Source organism: Sneathiella sp. (assembly GCF_036844445.1).
GTDB lineage: Bacteria > Pseudomonadota > Alphaproteobacteria > Sneathiellales > Sneathiellaceae > Sneathiella.
Genome location: NZ_DAIUFV010000001.1, coordinates 1 through 16,471, shown reverse-complemented (window position 1 = coordinate 16,471; position 16,471 = coordinate 1). Strand labels below are relative to the sequence as shown.

Here is a 16,471-nt window from a genome sequence, read left to right as displayed (position 1 = left end):
ATGAGCGCCCGCGCCGAAGCACGGGCGCGGGTTGGTCAGGCGACGATGCGCCCGTGCTGGCGGGCCTCATCGGCATAGGCCGTGAGGCTCTTGGTGGCTTTGAAGTGCTGGTCGCGCTCGATGGTCAAGCCACCGGGGCCGCGCACGGCGGCAAGCTCCGACAGGCGCACGCTGCCCAGTTCGGGGCACCCGAAGCCGAGGTCACACAGGCCGAAGGCGATGTCCGGCTCCTCGGGGTCAAGCTCCGACAGCAGCCACGTCGCCGCGCCCCACGGACAGAACAGCTTCACCACGGGTTGCCAGTCGTGGGTGTCGCGGCCATTGTTGATGCGCTCAAGGTTGGCATGGCCATTGGCCAGCATCCGTGCGCGTTGTTCGGCGGTTAGCAGGTTCATTGCACTGCCTCCCGACCGTCATGGTCAGTCAACCGCATGGTGTCGGTCACCGATACGAACAGCGGCTTGATGAGGTATTCGCCGCCTTCCTCGTTGACCGCGCAAATCGCGGCGGCGGGTGCGCCGTCCGCGAAGCAACTGAACAGCGCAAAGTTTGAAAACTCGCCGCTGGTCAGCGCCTCGAAAGCGCGTTGATGTTGGGGGGTGATGTTGGTCATGCACTTAGTCCTCCGTTCAGTGGTTACAGACGGCACAGGGCACACACGCCCCGCGCCTGAACCTCTGCCCAGCGGCGAGCGACGCCTTGAACGACCAGTGACCAAAGGGAGCGAAGAGAAACGGGCGGCGTCGCGCCGACATCCGGCGGGCGCCAAGGGAGCCGCCCCGAAGGGGTGCAATCCGGCCAACACGGGACCCCCGGCTTGATCGGGGGGAACGGAGCGGGCAGGCCGGACGGCGACCTTGGTAAAGCCCGCCGGGGTCGGCACAAGCTGGCACCAGAGGTTTACGCGCGTAAGCGCATCACCAAATCAACCGCGGCCCAACGGGCCGGCCGCTTGCCGCCGTGCAGGGTAGCGCAGCGCGGGTCCCGGTGCGGCGGCTACCGGGGCGTTGCGGGGTGTCCCCGCTCGAAGGGGTGACGGAAAACGCCAACGGCGGTTGTAGGCAGGGGAAGGCTTTCCCCGACCAATTTGAAATCAGGAACTGGAAAGCGGGTATTCGGGGCGTCTAGTGCTCATTCGAGCCAGGAAGAACCCGGCGTCCGACGTGTCATCCTGTCGAAAGTATCTTCTTCCGGCTCTTCGCTGAAATCCCAGCGTGAGATTGCGTCACCGAGGTGGAGCAGTGAAATGGCAAAGTCATACTGATCCGAAACGAGCGCGACTTCGTCGCAGGGCTCCCGGAACCAGACACCGGCATCATGCGTGACGGCGCCTTTGTTGCTGGCCAACAGGCTCGGCTGTGCCGGCAACGATGTAGCGGGGATCGGAATCGGCGGACGGTTGGCTGTCCTGAAAAAGGCGCCGGTCCTGAGTGCGCTCTGGCTCGATCGCGCCCACAGGATAAAGCCGTCCCTCGATACGACGAGCACCGACCTGCGCTCCGTGGATTGAAGCCAGCGAAGGGCCGCTGCAATGAGCGACACCTGATAGCGTTCGGCACAGGCGCCGATGTCATCGAGGGTCGGTTTGGCTTTCGGGGCGATCTGGCGGCGGAAGTCGTCGAGCGGCATCAACAACGTTGCCGCGAACTCGTTGGCCTGCTGTTCGATCTGCGCATATTCACTGTCCCAACGGACCATATCCTGCGGACCGCATTCCAAGCCGTCCGGATAGGCTTCGCGGTGCAGGAGGTAGTGCCCGAACTCGTGGGCCAGCGTGAAATTGATGCGGCCGGGCGATGTGATCGTATTATTATAAATGATCCCCCAGCCCTTTTTCCCGGTCGGCGCACGATAGAGCGCACCATCGAACCCCGGCAGTGCGGCACCCTGGACCAGGGTGATCGGATCTTCGCCGTAGCGCTGATGGGTGAAGTCCTTCGCGAGTTGGGGTACCTTGACCGGAAACCGGTCAGGACCGTCGCCAAAGACGGTGTTGAGCAGCGCCGTGAGCGTGTTGGCCACGCGCTGTGGGGGAAGCGGAGCCGTCACTCGTCCTCCCCCCATAAATCCACCATCTGGCGTATCTTCGCCTTGGTGGTCGCGTTCATTTTTTTGTATTGCCGGTAGAATTGGGCGTCAGCGGCGTCTTCGACCGTGACGGCCTCGCCCTCGTCCAGCAGATAATCCATCGTCGTCCCCAGCTTTTCGGCGATCTTGGACAACTTCTCTGCCGATGGCCGGGGCGGGTTCTTGTTCTCCAGTTCCCAGATGTAGCTTTTGCTGGACTCGGTGAGCTCGGCCAGCTTGTCGAGGGTCAGCCCCTTTTCCTTTCTGAGTTTACGGATCTTTTCTCCGAGCACGTTCGTCACGATTGCGGCTCCTCCGGCTGTTTTCGGTTGTTCGGTGTAGACATATTTTATGCACTTGACTGCCGAATTGCAATCGTGGCATGATGTTCGGAGTAGAGGTATTTTTTATCCCTCTCGGAAGAATCGGCAAGCAGGAGACCGAACATGAGCAAAGGGCCGAAAACCCACCACGTCGTCCCGAACCCGAGCGGGGGCTGGGACGTGAAGCGCGGCGGCGGCGAACGCGCCAGCAGCCACCACGAAACCAAGCGCGAGGCCATCGACAGTGGCCGCTCGGTGAGCCGCAACCAGGGCACCGAGCTGCGCATCCACAACAAGGACGGCCGCATCGCCAGCAGCGACAGCCACGGCGGCGACCCGTACCCGCCGAAGGGCTGAACAGGAAAGGACGAGCAGAAAATGGATAGTCACAAGCACGAGAAGGACGAGGACCGCCGGGACAGTGATCACGGCGGTCAAGGGGGCCAGCAGGATAAGGAGACCACCATCATCGTGAACGGGCGCGAGCGCACCGTCACCGGCAAGGAGGTCACCTTCGACCAGTTGGTGGCACTCGCCTTCGACACCCCGCCGACCGGCGAAAACATCGTCTTCACGATCACCTTCCGGCGGGGGCACGGCGACAAGCCGGAAGGTTCCGTCCTCGAAGGCGAGAGCGTGAAGGTCAAGAAGGGCATGATCTTCAATGTCACACCCACTGATAAGTCGTAGCCCCGACCTCGTAAAACTGAAGGAAGACGGGTACGAGGTGGAAATCAAGGCCAACCACCTCGTGATCCGCAACGTGCCCTACGTGAACAGCAAGGGCAAAGTGAAGCGTGGGCTCCTCGTATCGACCCTGAACCTAGCCGGCGACGTCACCGCAAGGCCGGACACGCACGTCGCCCGGTTTGCCGGGGAGCATCCTTGCGACCGGCATGGCCGTCCGCTGACCAAGATCGTCAACGGTAGTGGGCGCGAGACCCTGGGCGAAGGCCTTGTGGTCGATCACTCCTTTTCCAGCAAGCCGAAGGAAGGTTACAGGGACTATCACCATAAGATGTCTACCTATGCCGACATGTTGTCGGGGCACGCGGCCGCAATCGATCCGACGGCAACGGCTAGGACCTTCCAGGTCATCGAGGCGGATGACCCTGAAGGTGTTTTCGAGTATCTGGACACGGCATCCAGCCGGGCCGGTATCTACGCGGCCTCCAAGAAGCTGGAACGGCTGCGGATCGCCATTGTCGGCCTTGGGGGCACCGGCGCTTATGTGTTGGACCTCGTGGCCAAGACGCCCGTCGCAGAGATTCATCTTTTCGACAGCGACTGGTTCCTCCAGCACAATGCCTTCCGGTCACCTGGTGCGGCCACCCTCAAGGAACTGAGGGATGTGCTCAAGAAGGTGCACTATTTCCGCGACCGCTACGCGGCCATGCGCCGGAACATCGTCGCGCACGATGTCCATATCGATGCCGGAAACGTGGACATGCTCGAAGGCATGGACTTCGTCTTCCTGTGCATCGACCGCGGCGACGCGAAGCTGCCAATTATCGAGAAGCTCGAAGCCCTCGGCATCCCCTTCGTCGATGTCGGCATGGGCATCGAGCTTGTAGACGACAAGCTCCAGGGCATCGTTCGGGTCACGACCAGTACGGCGCGGATGCGCGAACACGTCCGCGACAGGAAGCGCATCGGCCTCTCCGGCGGCGACGCAGACAATATCTACGCAAAGAATATCCAGATCGCTGATTTGAACGCGCTGAACGCCGCCCTGGCGGTGATCAAGTGGAAGAAGCTCTTCGGCTTCTACCTCGATTTGGACAACGAGCATCACGCCACATACACCATCGATGGCAACATGCTCCTGAACGAGGAGAAGCCATGAAACCGACTTTTGCTTTTGAAACCGTGTTCGTGACGGCCATCCCCGAAAAGCTTGAAGATCGGACGCTATACGTGTCCATGGACTATGCGACGGTGGCGCACAAATGCTGCTGCGGCTGCGGACTGGAAGTCGTCACGCCGCTCAGCCCGACCGATTGGAAGCTCACCTATGACGGCGTGGCGGTGTCGCTGCACCCGTCCGTTGGCAATTGGAGTTTCCCCTGCCGCTCCCACTACTGGATCGACAAAGGCACGGTTCGCTGGGCCGGTGACTGGACGCAAGAACAGGTCAATGCCGGCCGCGCCCATGACCGCCGGACCAAGGACAGGTTCTTCAGCGAGAAGACTGTGTCCGCCGCAGGTCAGCCAAGCGGCGCACCTCCCACGACGGAAGGCATGGGCTGGTGGTCCCGCTTCAAGAAGTGGCTGTCCGGCGATTGAGGCCTCGGTCGAGGAGTCCTTGCGACCCAGACCAGCAAGACCACCCGACGAAAGTGGTCCCGGCTACGAGAAGTGGGCGGTGTTTCGTTGCCCGAAGCATGAGGACGAGATCATCCAGTTGTCCCTGATGCAGAACCGGCGCCCGCGCTGGTCCATCACGCTGGATTTCCTCGACCGGCCCACCATCCACCCGTCCGTCAGACAGCTCGACGGCGCATACGCGCATTTCTGGGTCAAGTCGGGAGCCATCGACTGGTGCGCCGATACGGGACGTCGGCCGCCTTCGCAGGCGGGATAGCCAGCCCGCGGGGGCGAGATACCCCCCGCCAAAGCGAGAGCCCAAGCCGCTAATCAATCATTCGACGTGCAGGGGCAGGCGGCACCCTACAACTTTTGCACGATTTTTTCTTTCGTATGACAAGAAATATTATTAGAGTATTTCCACATTATTCATAAGTGGTTTTTATTGATGCATAATTCACAGCGATCGATTTTCTCATCATTTTCATTCAGCGCAGCGCTTGTTTCCTGCGCTTTTATTTTGCCCGGCACTGTGCTCGCCGCAGAAGCAGCCGCAAAGCCGGTAAGCGAAACCATCGACAACGCCCCTGAGCGCACGCCCTTCGTAAAAGCCCTGGACAGGCTGAACAAGCGCTTCGCAGAAAGACCTGAAGGCGGGCACGAGCGCGATGCCTGGGACAAGGCGTTCGTCGACAGCCTGCCGCTGATCAACATTCCGCCCGAAGCGACCACCCTCTCCGACTTTACCACCCAATGGCAGAGCCCGGTGTTCGTAAACAACAGCGTCGTGTCTTTCATCATGCATGAAATCGCGTCACCGGAGGAGAAAGCACAGTTCACAAGTGCGGATTCACTGACGCGTGCGTATCAGATGCTTTGGAATGTGGACACAGGCGAACTCAAGCGTGTCGTCTATTTGGGCCTGAGCCATGTAGGGGAACCGGAGCCCTGCGCCGATACGGTCATGCCTGGCGTTATCGGTTTTGCCGATTACAGCGCCATGCCGCAGGACATGCAGGACATCATGGCGGAGGACAAAAAGCTCCTCAAGCCTGAACAGGGTCCCGATTACAGGGCATTCTACTTCCACTTCGTGGAGGGAGAGGATGCGGGCAAAACCTACTTTGTGCTGGCTCGTAACGCGTGGGGGCCGGAGATTGTTGATATTGTTAAGCGGCACGGCTTTAAGGACCCCGCCAAACGTATTGGCAATGTCCTTGCGACAGACTACCCAAAACTGAAGGACAAGCTCGATTTTGCCCCTCCGGGCCAGGTCATTCCCGGTCCGGCAAGGTATTGGCACGCTCCAAGTATTGTTGGTGAAATTCTGTCTGGAACGCCGTTTGATTGTCGGAAGTGGTCTCAATTTCCAACTCTTCTCGCACACTGGAATCTCAAGGTTTCCGGTAAAGCAGCAGATTTGTTCAGCACGATCAATAAAACACCGATACGGGTGGGGGTCGAAACGACATTTGTTGATCGACATACGAACGAAGTTGTCTTTTCGATCCCTCTTACAAGAATGGACCATATGCCATTAGGAGTTCCTGACGACAAACTGTCTATATTCAGTGTGTGGTACGATTCCAGCAAGGATCGCTACTTCTTAGGAGACTCAATCGAATATTCAAAGATAGACCGGCGCTTCTATTGGGTCTATCGCCAGGGTTGGCGTGTCCAAGAAGTATCCGTACCAGGCAATTTCGCATCCACAACGCCCACCAAATATGGCGTCCTCGGTTCGGTGCCCGGTGCCCGTGTGCACTTACGCGACAACGGTGTCCTGGAACACTGGCGGCTGGACTTGCCGTACGACAAGGAACTCGCCGCAAAAATCAATATCAAACCGGAATATTATAGCACGATAAACCCGTCCCCCAACTTGTGTCGTGGCGTCGGGATATGGCCCAAGTATTATACTGTAGGCAAGTATCACTTAAGTCCGGTGCAGAACGCTGATTACCAGCTTTTTGTTATTAATTACTGTTCTGATATTTTTGAAAATTTGATGGGGAAATGAGTTATGGCTGGGGTAACGAAGATTGAAAGCCAATACATCGGTGAAGTGAATGGAAATGGCATTCCTACGGCAGAAAATCTAGGAACCGCCATTATGGCTGCAACCCTGGCGAAGGCAGCCTATGGCAACCAGTACACCGGCACCACCAATATCTCTCCGCCTGCCGAATCCCCAATTGCCGGATATAGTTTGGTCAGATCCTTTGTTGATGGACCGACTGGCTTTCAGGCCTTCCTTTATCAAAGCACGAGTGACGCAACAAACTACTCGCTCGTTTTCCGCGCGTCGGAACAAACGGATATTCAGGTAGCCGACTGGGCTGTGGATGCAGGGGGATTCGCCAATGCTCAATGGGCATTTGACTACCGAGGCCCTTTGGAACCGGGGCAGACATTTACCGGCTCGATTGGGGCATACGTCGTAAGCAATGTTTTAGACCAAGCTAACGAAGCACTTCAGGGGGCGACAGGAACAATCAACCTCGTCGGCCATTCCCTCGGTGGCATGTTGGCGCAGCGCGCGGCTGTGGACTTTTCTACTGCTGTGGGTACAGGCAGCAATATTACCTTGAACATGATTACCATCGATGCGCCGGCAATTGCCGGTGTAGACACTCAACTTTTGTCTAGTTTAGGTAACGTAAACTCCGCCCACTACTACATGGAAGGCTCTCTTGTTCCTCGTGTTGGGAACACCGCGTATGTAGACAGTGATAATATATTCAAGGTGGACGTTCCCTCCAATTTGATACCAGGCAATAACGACACCGTCGAATACCTCCACAGTCTGGATACGTTCATTCTTTACGCTACAGGAACCCAGATTGCTGTAAATGGTGGCAGCTACGATCAGCCTTGGATTGGGCTTTGGGTCGAGCAGGTAAGCGGCGTCGAAAACACGTTGGGTCTGGGCAGCATACTGTCGATCGCCAAAACAGAAATGCTGACAACCAATGCCGACCATGATTTCGGCATCGAGGAATCGGTCCTGCGCCTCCTGAAGGTGGGTATTGCGGGGGTGGCAGCAGCTCCTTCAACGAATGCAGAGAAGGTGGTTGAACTCTTCCACAGCTACCTGCCCCTCTATGGTGATGCCGCGCTCAATCTCTTCAAGGTAGAGAGCGGCGTACAGGCGCTCGGCGAGTTGCAGAACCAGACCAATTTTCTGAATGTATTCGATGCCTTCATCGCGAACGTCGACAACGTGGCTGACAACCGTTCTGCCTCACAGAAAGAACAATATTCGGCCTCTATCACCTTGCAGGAGTACCTGTCTGCCGCGCAGACCGCTGCCAACGACTTGCTGTATGTGGATCAGCAAACACTGGATGGTATGAGTGCGAGCGCCGCAAACCTCCACGCGCTCAAAGTTCTGGCGTACTGGCAAATGGTTCAGGTTGGTGCGTTTTCCATCGCATCGAAATCCGTTCAAGGCTTTGTGACGGACGGCAACAACCCGGATGCCAAGATGGGGATTATCAGTGATGCCGTTGTGGCGGAACTGACGGAGCATGTTGCACAACTGAGTGGCTTTACCGGTTACGGCGCACAGGCGGGTGTGGATGCGGGCCTCTTGGAACTTATCGGGCTCGGGCAAACGGATGGTGATGCATTCAGCTTACCTGCTGCGGTTTGGGGCCCCTCATATGTAAGCGACTTCTTCAGCAGTTCCGAAATCATCAAGCTCTTCACGAGCTTTAAGTCGTCCATCGGCCGGGTCAAGTTCGGCGGCGACGGAGATGATACGCTCAACGGGACCGAGAAGGCTGACCTGCTTGCCCCGGGGCACGGGAACGACATCGTGAAAGCAGGTGGCGGTGACGACACGATTGTCGTGGACGACACCTCCAACAGTACGGGTTTCAACAACATCGACGGTGGTGCGGGTCACGACACGATCGTGGCCCTGAGTGACGAGATACACCTGTCCTCCATCAACAACGTCGAGGTTATAAAGGGCACGGAGGACGGCTCGACGATCCACCTTTCCGATGGTGCAACCATCGACCTCACGAACATCACGTTTACGGATGTCGACGGTATCGTGGGCTCTGATATCGCGGATACGATCGCCGTTTCCGATTTGCAGGATATCAGCCTCGATTCCGGCGGTGGCGCCGACCAGATCTACCTTGGCGTTGGCGATGTCACCGTTGATGCAGGCGACGGCAACGACACCATTCGGTTCATTGGTGAAGGCGGCGGCAGTCTGGATCTGGATGGCGGTACCGGTACGGACGTGCTCGATCTGCATGAGGCCATTACGTCCGAAGACCCCTTCGGTGATGCCGTCGGCATAGAGGACCTCACTATCAAAGCGCTCAATGGCATCGAGAAGATATACGGCGCCGAGGCCGGTACGGTCATCCGGACGGACGCCAGCGTTGGGGATGCCTACATCCACCTTGGTGACCTGACCGAGCAAACCAATGTGCTGCGCATCGAGTCTCATGGGGCGAACGATGTCGTGTACGGCTCGGACCTGGTGGACACGATCGTCTCAAGCGCGAGTGTCATTGGTGCCGGCGGTGACGACCGCATCGCCCTGCAAGGCGGTACGGCCATCTACAACAGCGGTGACGGGCACGATACCATCAGCGGCAGCGGCATGGTGTATTTCGGGACGGGGATTAATCCGTCGAACGTCTACTTTGAGCGCACGACCGACGGGTTGGCGGACACGCTGGTCAAGGACAATGGCCAGACGATCCTGACCATCAAGAACGGGTCGGACATCAGCTTTACCTACGAAGACAGCCCCTCCGGCTCGGCGAGTTACATTACCAGCCGGAGCTACACCCAGACCGGCACGAACGGTGCCGACAACCTTGACGGCTACCGCATAGAAATAACGCACGAGGACGCACCGTCGGACTTTATCGACCAGCCGAACGTCTTCTACGGCTATGGGGATCCGGGTACCGGAATAATATCCCCCCAAGGCTACGACTACATGTGGGGACACACGGCAAACGACACGTACATTGGCGGTACCGGCACGAACATCATTCAGGATATGGGCGGCAACGATCAGTATGTTGTCGAGCTGGGTGGCGATAACATTATTTACGACTACACACCCTTGGGCTCAGGCAATGGAACAGATGTTATCTTCTTTGAAGTAGGCATTGAGCTTGAGGATATTGCCGTCGTTTCGACAGGATATAGTCACCCCACGTATGGCGTCACGGATACATCCATTATCGACATTACCGGACAAAGCAGGTTCTACGTTTCATTTAACATTGACGATATTTCGTCTATCGAGTTCGTCGGGTCTGGTCGTGTCCTCTCCCAAACCGACCTGCAAAACCTGATGCTGGAGCCGACAGCCGTGAGCTCCACTACGTATGATGTGCAACTTGGCGACTTGTCCAATACCTCGCTTGCCAGCACCGATGGCTACACAAAAATCTCCCTAGAAAAGGGCTTCGGCCCATCGGACGTGACGACGGCTCAAGACGGGAACGATCTGATTATCTACCTCCGCGACGCGGGCAGCATCACCCTGCAGGGATGGGTAGGGAATAACTATGTAACGGAAGTGGCTTTTGAAGATACGTCTTACAGCAGCCTGAGCATCACCGATCTGGTCGATCTGAGCCACACGTACACAGTCTCCTATACTTTCCCGGATATCGACCTGAACGTCGTCTATTACGGCAACGGGACTGGTGCTGGCGAGTCCATCACTGGTACGGACGCTGTGGACGTCATCACGCCATACGCTGGCAGTGACACACTGGATGGGGGTCTGGAAGCGGATATCTTCCGCATGGGCACTGGCTTCGGCGTGAACACCATTATCGATACCGATGGTGCCAACCGCATCGCGTTCCTCCCTGATGTGACACCGGCGGATGTGGAAGTTCTACAGGTGGCGGGCACGCAGAATCTGATGCTGAGGATCATCGGCACGCAGGACGCCGTCATCGTGCCGGATTGGTTCTCCGCGACGACCAAACCGGTGGTGGCGGTAGACTTTGATGGCGGCACGACGTGGACCGCAACGCAGTTGGAGAACTTCGTCCGCAACATCACGGGTACGTCTGGAGACGACTACATCGAGGGCCACGACGGCTCTGCCGAAACTTTCTATGGCCTTGCGGGGGATGACTATCTGGTTGGCGGCTCCGGCAACGACTACCTCGACGGCGGCGATGACAACGACCTGCTGGAAGGCGGCGCCGACAACGACACACTCATCGGTGGTGCGGGCGATGACATTCTGGATGGCGGCGATGGTATCGATACCCTGAATGGCGGCGCTGACAACGACTACATCGAAGCGGGTGCAGGCAATGACACGCTGATCGGTGGCTCGGGTGACGACTACCTCGACGGCGGCGATGGCAATGACAGCATCACCGGCGGCGCGGGCGATGACTACATCGTGGCCGCAATCGGAAACGATACGATTTATTACACCTATGGCGATGGCACCGACCTGATCGAGGGATACGGTGCAACGCTGAACATCTCCGGCATTGCCGCCTCGGGGGTGCATGTTTCTCTGGATGCCGGGCAGGACTACGCAACGGTGAGTTTTGACGGCAGCTCAGACTATATCTTCATCGAAAATTATCAGAGTGGCACGATTGCATCGTTCGTTCTCGGCGGCCAGACACACGCGGCCTCAAACGTTGCAGTGACGTACTACGGCACGGAAGTCGGCGATGTGATGTCCGCATTTTCCGTGGCAGGCGATACACTCTACGGCTATGGCGGCAACGATACGCTGACGGGCAGTACCGGCAACGACGTCCTGTACGGTGGTGACGGTGACGATTGGCTCTTTGCCCCCGCGGGCGATAACACCCTGTCCGGCGATGCCGGTGACGATACGATTTATGCGGGATCAGGAAATGACACCCTGTATGGCGGTACGGGCAACGACACGCTCTACGCCGCAGAAGGCACCGACTATCTGTTCGGCGAAGACGGGAACGATACGCTTTATGCCTCGGCCGATGGCGATGTGCTGGATGCCGGTGACGGAGACGACTTCGTTTACGGCAGCGACGGGAATGACGATATCTACGTCGGTGACGGCACGGATTACTTCGACGGTGGGGCCGGCGATGACACCTTCATCGTCGATGGTGACGGTTCCTTCTCGGATACCTACATCGGTGGCAGCGGCTATGACGTTATTCTGGGCGGTAGCGGAGCCGACTCGGTCAAGATTCAGACGATTTCGGGCATTGAAGAGATCGACCTCGGCGGCGGTGCGGACCTTATCCGCGGCGCGAGTGGTGATGACTATATCGACTTCAGCAATACGACCCTGGCCGGTGTGGAAAGCATCGACCTGCGTACGGGCAACGACACGCTGATCCTGCCGTCGACCATGTCCCTCACCTCCATCGATGGAGGTGACGGTTTCGACCAGGTGCTGGGAACGTCCGGCAACGATAACTTAGATTTCCGTTCTGTGACCCTCGCAAACATCGAACAGATCGTGGGTGGTGCAGGTGACGATACCATCTACAGCTCCGAGGGCGATGACACGATTTATGGCGGCGCCGATAACGACACCATCTATGTCTGTGATGGAACTGACTACCTGGATGGCGGCGATGGCAACGATACGTTCATCGTCAGCGGCGACGGCTCCTTCTCCGACATCTACATCGGCGGCGCCGGCTATGATGTCATTCAGGGTGGCAGCGGCGACGACTCCATCAAGATCAATGCTATTTCCGGCATCGAGGAGATTGCAGGCGGTGCCGGTAACGACCTGATTCGTGGCGCCAACGGTGCCGATAACTGGGACTTCAGTTCCATGACGGTCACGGGCATCGAAACCATCGACCTGCGGGGCGGCAATGATACGTTCATTGCATCGAGCGCAAACGATACGATCGTCGGCGGTACGGGTAACGATACCCTGAGCGGGCGTGGTGGCGCCGACACCTACGTCTTCAACCTCGGTGACGGTCAGGACACCATCAGCGAGCAAGGCGATGCGCTCGGGGTCCCCGGTGGCAACGTGGACCGTATCGTGTTCGGTGCGGGCATCGACGTTGCGGATGTGACGTTCAGCGTCAGCAGCGGCAACCTGATTGCGGCGATCGACAACACCACCGACAAAATCACCATCGCCAACTGGGATCAGGCTGGCTTCGAGATCGAGCAGTTCGAGTTCGCGGACGGCTCGGTCATCCACATCAACCACCTGGCTGATATTCTGGCGGGCACGGGCAAGGCCGCGAATGCCGGTGATCTGATTGCCGGCACGTCCATGGACGATACGCTGAACGGCACCACGGGCAACGACGTCATCGTGGCGGCCGAAGGCGGCGACACGCTGAATGGTCTGGGGGGTGACGATGTGCTGTTCGGGCGCGAGGGCGACGATGTCCTCTCCGGCGGTGCAGGCACCGACTGGCTGTATGGCAATTCAGGCTCCGACGAATACCTGTTCGACAGCGGCTTCGGCGCTGATGTAATGCTGGATCAGGCCGGCGTGGGCGAGACCAATATCGTTACCTTCGGCAGCGGGTTGGCCTCTGGTGATGCGACCTTTGCGCAGGTCGGTGACGACCTGCAGATTTCCTTCGACGGCACGACCGACAGCCTCACCGTGCAGAACTGGTTCGTGGACGGCAGTTGGCAGGTCACGCAGTTCGCCTTCGATGACAGCACCGTCGTCGCGGCCGCGGATGTGACGGATATTCTGGCCAACGACGGCAAGATCATCATCCCGTTGAACGAGATCACGGGCACGAGTGGCGTGGATTACCTTTATGGAACCACGGGCGGTGACCTCATCGATGTGCTCGCGGGGAACGACACCGTGTACGCCGACGCCGGTGACGACACCGTTTACGGCGGCACGGGTGCCGACACCCTGTACGGTGAGGACGGCGACGACACCCTCTATGGCGGGGATGGCAACGATTACCTGTACGGCGGTAACGGTGATGATCACCTGTACGGCGGTACGGGTCTGGACATTCTGACCGGCGGCGCGGGCTCCGACACCTATTACTTCAACATCGGTGACGGCGAGAAGCGCATCACCGATTTCGTCGAGGCCGGCGAGGTCAACACGGTTTCCTTCGGCGCGGGCATCTTCAAATCGGACCTGCTCATCGGCCAGGTGGCGGATGACGACCTGATGATCGAGATCACCGTGCAGAGCACGGGCGACAAAATCCGCATCTTCGACTGGAACGATGCGAACGGCACGCCCATCAACCAGTTCACCTTCGCCGAAGCCGGTGAGTCCCTGACCATCGCCGAGGCCAACGACATGTTCCGCCGCCAGTACGGCACGGAAAACGGCGATACGCTGAACGGCAAGACGCTGGATGACATCATCTACGGCTACGGCGGTAACGATTACATCCGCACGGCCGAGGGTGACGACCAACTCTACGGCGGCGACGGCAATGACAGCCTGTACAGCGATAAAAGCGCGAACGGCAGCGAGGTCGGCTCTGGCAACGACCTGCTGGACGGCGGCGCGGGTAACGACAACCTCTGGGGTGGCGCGGGTGACGATGTGCTGATCGGCGGCTCAGGGTCCGACCAGATGCGCGGTGAGGCCGGCAACGACACCTACCAGTTCAACCTCGGCGACGGCACCAACTTCGTCTATGACAGCGATGCCAACGGTGATGCGAACACCGTGCTGTTCGGGGCCGGTATCTTCGCCTCCGACCTGAATATCTACAAGAACGGCACCAGCCTGGATATCCAGATCATCAGCACCGGGGACATCATGCGCTTCTCCAACTGGGAGAGCACCAACCCCATCCAGACCTTCGCCTTCACCGAGTCCGGCGAGAGCCTGACGCTGGCCGAAGTGAACCAAGCCTACCATACGTTTCAGGGTACCGAATCCGGGGATACCATCAGCGCAACATCAGGCGATGATGTTATGTACGGATATGGCGGCAACGACTTCCTCTATGCGGGGCTCGGCGACGACACCCTCTACGGCGGGGATGGCAACGATACATTGAAAGCCGACCACTCCAGCTCAGGCGGCCTTCTGCCTGGCGGAGGCGACGATACCATCTACGGCGGCGCGGGCGCCGACACGGTCGATGGCGGTGGCGGCAACGACCTGATCCATGGCGAAGCCGACAATGACAACCTCATCGGCGGCGATGGTGACGACATCATTTACGGCGGCGATGGTAACGACGTCGTGGGTGGCTACAACGGTAACGACTATCTGGATGGCGGTGCGGGTACCGACTACCTACAAGGCGGCAGCGGTGATGACATCCTCATCTATGATGCCTCTGACATCTGGATATACGGCAACAGCGGCGAGGATACGCTGCGCATGGTCAATGGCGGCGAGTCCATCGACCTGAGCGCGACCAAAATCCAGACCATCGAGCGGCTGGACATGGCGAACAGCTCTGGCGACGACACCGTCACGCTGACCATCAGTGATGTGCTGCGTGTGTCGGACACCGACGTACTGCGCATCACGGGCGAAGCCGGTGACGAGGTTCTGACCGTGGACTCCTTCACCCGCGGGTCCGATACCACACTGGACAGCATCGACTTCGCGACCTTCACCGGCGGCGGGGCGACGCTGTACGTCCAGCTCGGCCTCGACTTCAACAGCAGCCAGGTGCTGGCGGCTTAATCGCCAATCCGAACGAAGAAAGGCGGCCGATGGGCCGCCTTTTCTCTTCATGCAACGCATTGAAATTGCGTATGTTTTTCTGTTGTGACAAAATGCGCAATTCTGTCACAGCGGTCAACATCGAATTACTTAACGAATCCGCCGTCTTCACTGCCAAAGACGGCTGGCGATCTTCCGCTCTTCGGCCCCGACCGCATCGCCGTAGATGGCCGTCGTCGCCAGGCTCGCATGGCCGAGCCATTTCTGGACCAGATGAAGCGGCACGCCCTTTTCCAAAGCCGCGATCGCAAACCCGTGGCGCAGGCCCTTGGGCGTTGCGTGCGGGCCGACGATGCCGGCGGCTTCCATCACTTCCTTGACCCGCCGGTAGCCGGTCATCCGGCACCACGGCCAGAGCCGTGCCGACGACGTGCCCGCCGCGAGGGCGGCGGCAATGCCATGTGCATCATCGAGAGCGGTCAACATCGCTTCCGATACCGGAACCGCGCGGTGTACACCGCTGCGGCGCTTTTTGAGGCTCTCGAAAACGATCATCCGCGCATCGAGGTCCACCTGATCGACCGTGAGGGCTAGGGCTTCGGAAACCCGGCAGCCCGTCTCGCACAGGACGCGGCAGAACGTGTGCACCTCCGGTACATGCTTCCTTGCTGCGCGAAGGAAGGCGCGCCGCTCGTCACCCGTGAGATATTTCCGGTGCCCGGCCTGATCATACAGGCTCCATCCTTCCATTCGATGTCTCGCGCGTTTGAAAGCCGCCCCTCCTTAACCGTCTGATTCCACGACTGGAATCGTAACAGTCGAGGCCACGGCCAGTGACACTTTTGCGCATTCTGTCACTCGGATTGCCGGAGGGTCTGTGGCACGGGGGCAACGTCCGGAATGGACGCGACCGAGTGGCGGAGGTCCGAAGGCGCCGTTCCCTTCTCTTCCGACCAGGAGGTCATGATGTCTCTCAGCAGTTCAGTATCCCGCCGGGTTCTCGTCCTCGGCACCCTCGTTCTCGGTCTCGCGGCCTGCCAGACGACCGGCGCCACCAGTGCAAACAGCGCAGGCGCCGACCCGCTGGCGGCCTACAAGGCTGCCGTTCCCGCGCTCGAACAGGCGGGCGGCGGCAAGGCGTGCGTCGATTGCTTCCTCACCA

General features: G+C 58.9%; 13 protein-coding genes. 8 read left to right on the top strand and 5 right to left on the bottom strand.

Going from position 1 to position 16,471, the window contains the following annotated elements; genetic code table 11:
- Nucleotides 1-35: 35 nt before the first annotated feature.
- The 4 genes from V7Z56_RS00065 to V7Z56_RS00050 all read right to left on the bottom strand — a co-directional run bounded on the left by V7Z56_RS00065 (nt 36) and on the right by V7Z56_RS00050 (nt 2,369).
- On the bottom strand, nt 36-395 hold the full coding sequence (locus V7Z56_RS00065) for a DUF2958 domain-containing protein (RefSeq protein ID WP_334127291.1): 360 nt from the start codon (nt 393-395) through the stop codon (nt 36-38).
- On the bottom strand, nt 392-613 hold the full coding sequence (locus tag V7Z56_RS00060; protein WP_334127290.1) for a hypothetical protein: 222 nt from the start codon (nt 611-613) through the stop codon (nt 392-394). Before V7Z56_RS00060 ends, V7Z56_RS00065 begins: the two co-directional genes overlap by 4 nt.
- A gap of 518 nt (nt 614-1,131) precedes the next feature.
- Nucleotides 1,132-2,049: an ImmA/IrrE family metallo-endopeptidase gene (locus V7Z56_RS00055; RefSeq protein WP_334127289.1), complete on the bottom strand. Its 918-nt coding sequence runs from the start codon at nt 2,047-2,049 to the stop codon at nt 1,132-1,134.
- Entirely contained in the window at nt 2,046-2,369 is a 324-nt protein-coding gene (locus tag V7Z56_RS00050) for a helix-turn-helix domain-containing protein (RefSeq protein ID WP_334127288.1), read from the bottom strand. Before V7Z56_RS00050 ends, V7Z56_RS00055 begins: the two co-directional genes overlap by 4 nt.
- A 144-nt stretch (nt 2,370-2,513) precedes the next feature.
- Here V7Z56_RS00050 and V7Z56_RS00045 point away from each other — a divergent pair, with 144 nt between their 5' ends.
- The 7 genes from V7Z56_RS00045 to V7Z56_RS00015 all read left to right on the top strand — a co-directional run bounded on the left by V7Z56_RS00045 (nt 2,514) and on the right by V7Z56_RS00015 (nt 15,330).
- A complete protein-coding gene (locus V7Z56_RS00045; RefSeq protein ID WP_334127287.1) occupies nt 2,514-2,747 on the top strand; it encodes a DUF2188 domain-containing protein in 234 nt (77 codons plus the stop codon).
- A 21-nt stretch (nt 2,748-2,768) separates the two neighbouring features.
- Nucleotides 2,769-3,080, top strand: a complete 312-nt coding sequence (locus tag V7Z56_RS00040) for a multiubiquitin domain-containing protein (RefSeq protein ID WP_334127286.1) — start codon at nt 2,769-2,771, stop codon at nt 3,078-3,080.
- The gene (locus V7Z56_RS00035; RefSeq protein WP_334127285.1) at nt 3,055-4,236 is read left to right on the top strand and encodes a ThiF family adenylyltransferase; all 1,182 of its coding nucleotides are present in this window, start codon (nt 3,055-3,057) and stop codon (nt 4,234-4,236) included. The genes V7Z56_RS00040 and V7Z56_RS00035 overlap by 26 nt, the downstream gene beginning before the upstream one ends.
- A gap of 77 nt (nt 4,237-4,313) precedes the next feature.
- On the top strand, nt 4,314-4,676 hold the full coding sequence (locus V7Z56_RS00030) for a DUF6527 family protein (RefSeq protein WP_334127926.1): 363 nt from the start codon (nt 4,314-4,316) through the stop codon (nt 4,674-4,676).
- A gap of 79 nt (nt 4,677-4,755) precedes the next feature.
- Nucleotides 4,756-4,974 carry a DUF6527 family protein gene (locus V7Z56_RS00025; protein ID WP_334127284.1) on the top strand — a complete coding sequence of 73 codons (219 nt, stop codon included), beginning with the start codon at nt 4,756-4,758 and terminating at the stop codon, nt 4,972-4,974.
- A gap of 171 nt (nt 4,975-5,145) precedes the next feature.
- The gene (locus V7Z56_RS00020; protein WP_334127283.1) at nt 5,146-6,717 is read left to right on the top strand and encodes a hypothetical protein; all 1,572 of its coding nucleotides are present in this window, start codon (nt 5,146-5,148) and stop codon (nt 6,715-6,717) included.
- A 3-nt stretch (nt 6,718-6,720) separates the two neighbouring features.
- Nucleotides 6,721-15,330: a calcium-binding protein gene (locus tag V7Z56_RS00015; protein ID WP_334127282.1), complete on the top strand. Its 8,610-nt coding sequence runs from the start codon at nt 6,721-6,723 to the stop codon at nt 15,328-15,330.
- A gap of 147 nt (nt 15,331-15,477) precedes the next feature.
- Here V7Z56_RS00015 and V7Z56_RS00010 read toward each other — a convergent pair whose 3' ends face one another.
- On the bottom strand, nt 15,478-16,059 hold the full coding sequence (locus tag V7Z56_RS00010; RefSeq protein ID WP_334127281.1) for a tyrosine-type recombinase/integrase: 582 nt from the start codon (nt 16,057-16,059) through the stop codon (nt 15,478-15,480).
- A 216-nt stretch (nt 16,060-16,275) separates the two neighbouring features.
- Here V7Z56_RS00010 and V7Z56_RS00005 point away from each other — a divergent pair.
- On the top strand, nt 16,276-16,471 hold a 196-nt coding region (locus tag V7Z56_RS00005), incomplete at its 3' end, for a hypothetical protein (protein WP_334127280.1).

Coding starts and splice junctions, on each gene's coding strand:
- V7Z56_RS00065 (WP_334127291.1), bottom strand. CDS start 395: ATGAACCTGCTAACCGCCGAACAACGCGCACGGATGCTGGCCAATGGC.
- V7Z56_RS00060 (WP_334127290.1), bottom strand. CDS start 613: ATGACCAACATCACCCCCCAACATCAACGCGCTTTCGAGGCGCTGACC.
- V7Z56_RS00045 (WP_334127287.1), top strand. CDS start 2,514: ATGAGCAAAGGGCCGAAAACCCACCACGTCGTCCCGAACCCGAGCGGG.
- V7Z56_RS00040 (WP_334127286.1), top strand. CDS start 2,769: ATGGATAGTCACAAGCACGAGAAGGACGAGGACCGCCGGGACAGTGAT.
- V7Z56_RS00035 (WP_334127285.1), top strand. CDS start 3,055: ATGTCACACCCACTGATAAGTCGTAGCCCCGACCTCGTAAAACTGAAG.
- V7Z56_RS00030 (WP_334127926.1), top strand. CDS start 4,314: ATGGACTATGCGACGGTGGCGCACAAATGCTGCTGCGGCTGCGGACTG.
- V7Z56_RS00020 (WP_334127283.1), top strand. CDS start 5,146: ATGCATAATTCACAGCGATCGATTTTCTCATCATTTTCATTCAGCGCA.
- V7Z56_RS00015 (WP_334127282.1), top strand. CDS start 6,721: ATGGCTGGGGTAACGAAGATTGAAAGCCAATACATCGGTGAAGTGAAT.
- V7Z56_RS00010 (WP_334127281.1), bottom strand. CDS start 16,059: ATGGAAGGATGGAGCCTGTATGATCAGGCCGGGCACCGGAAATATCTC.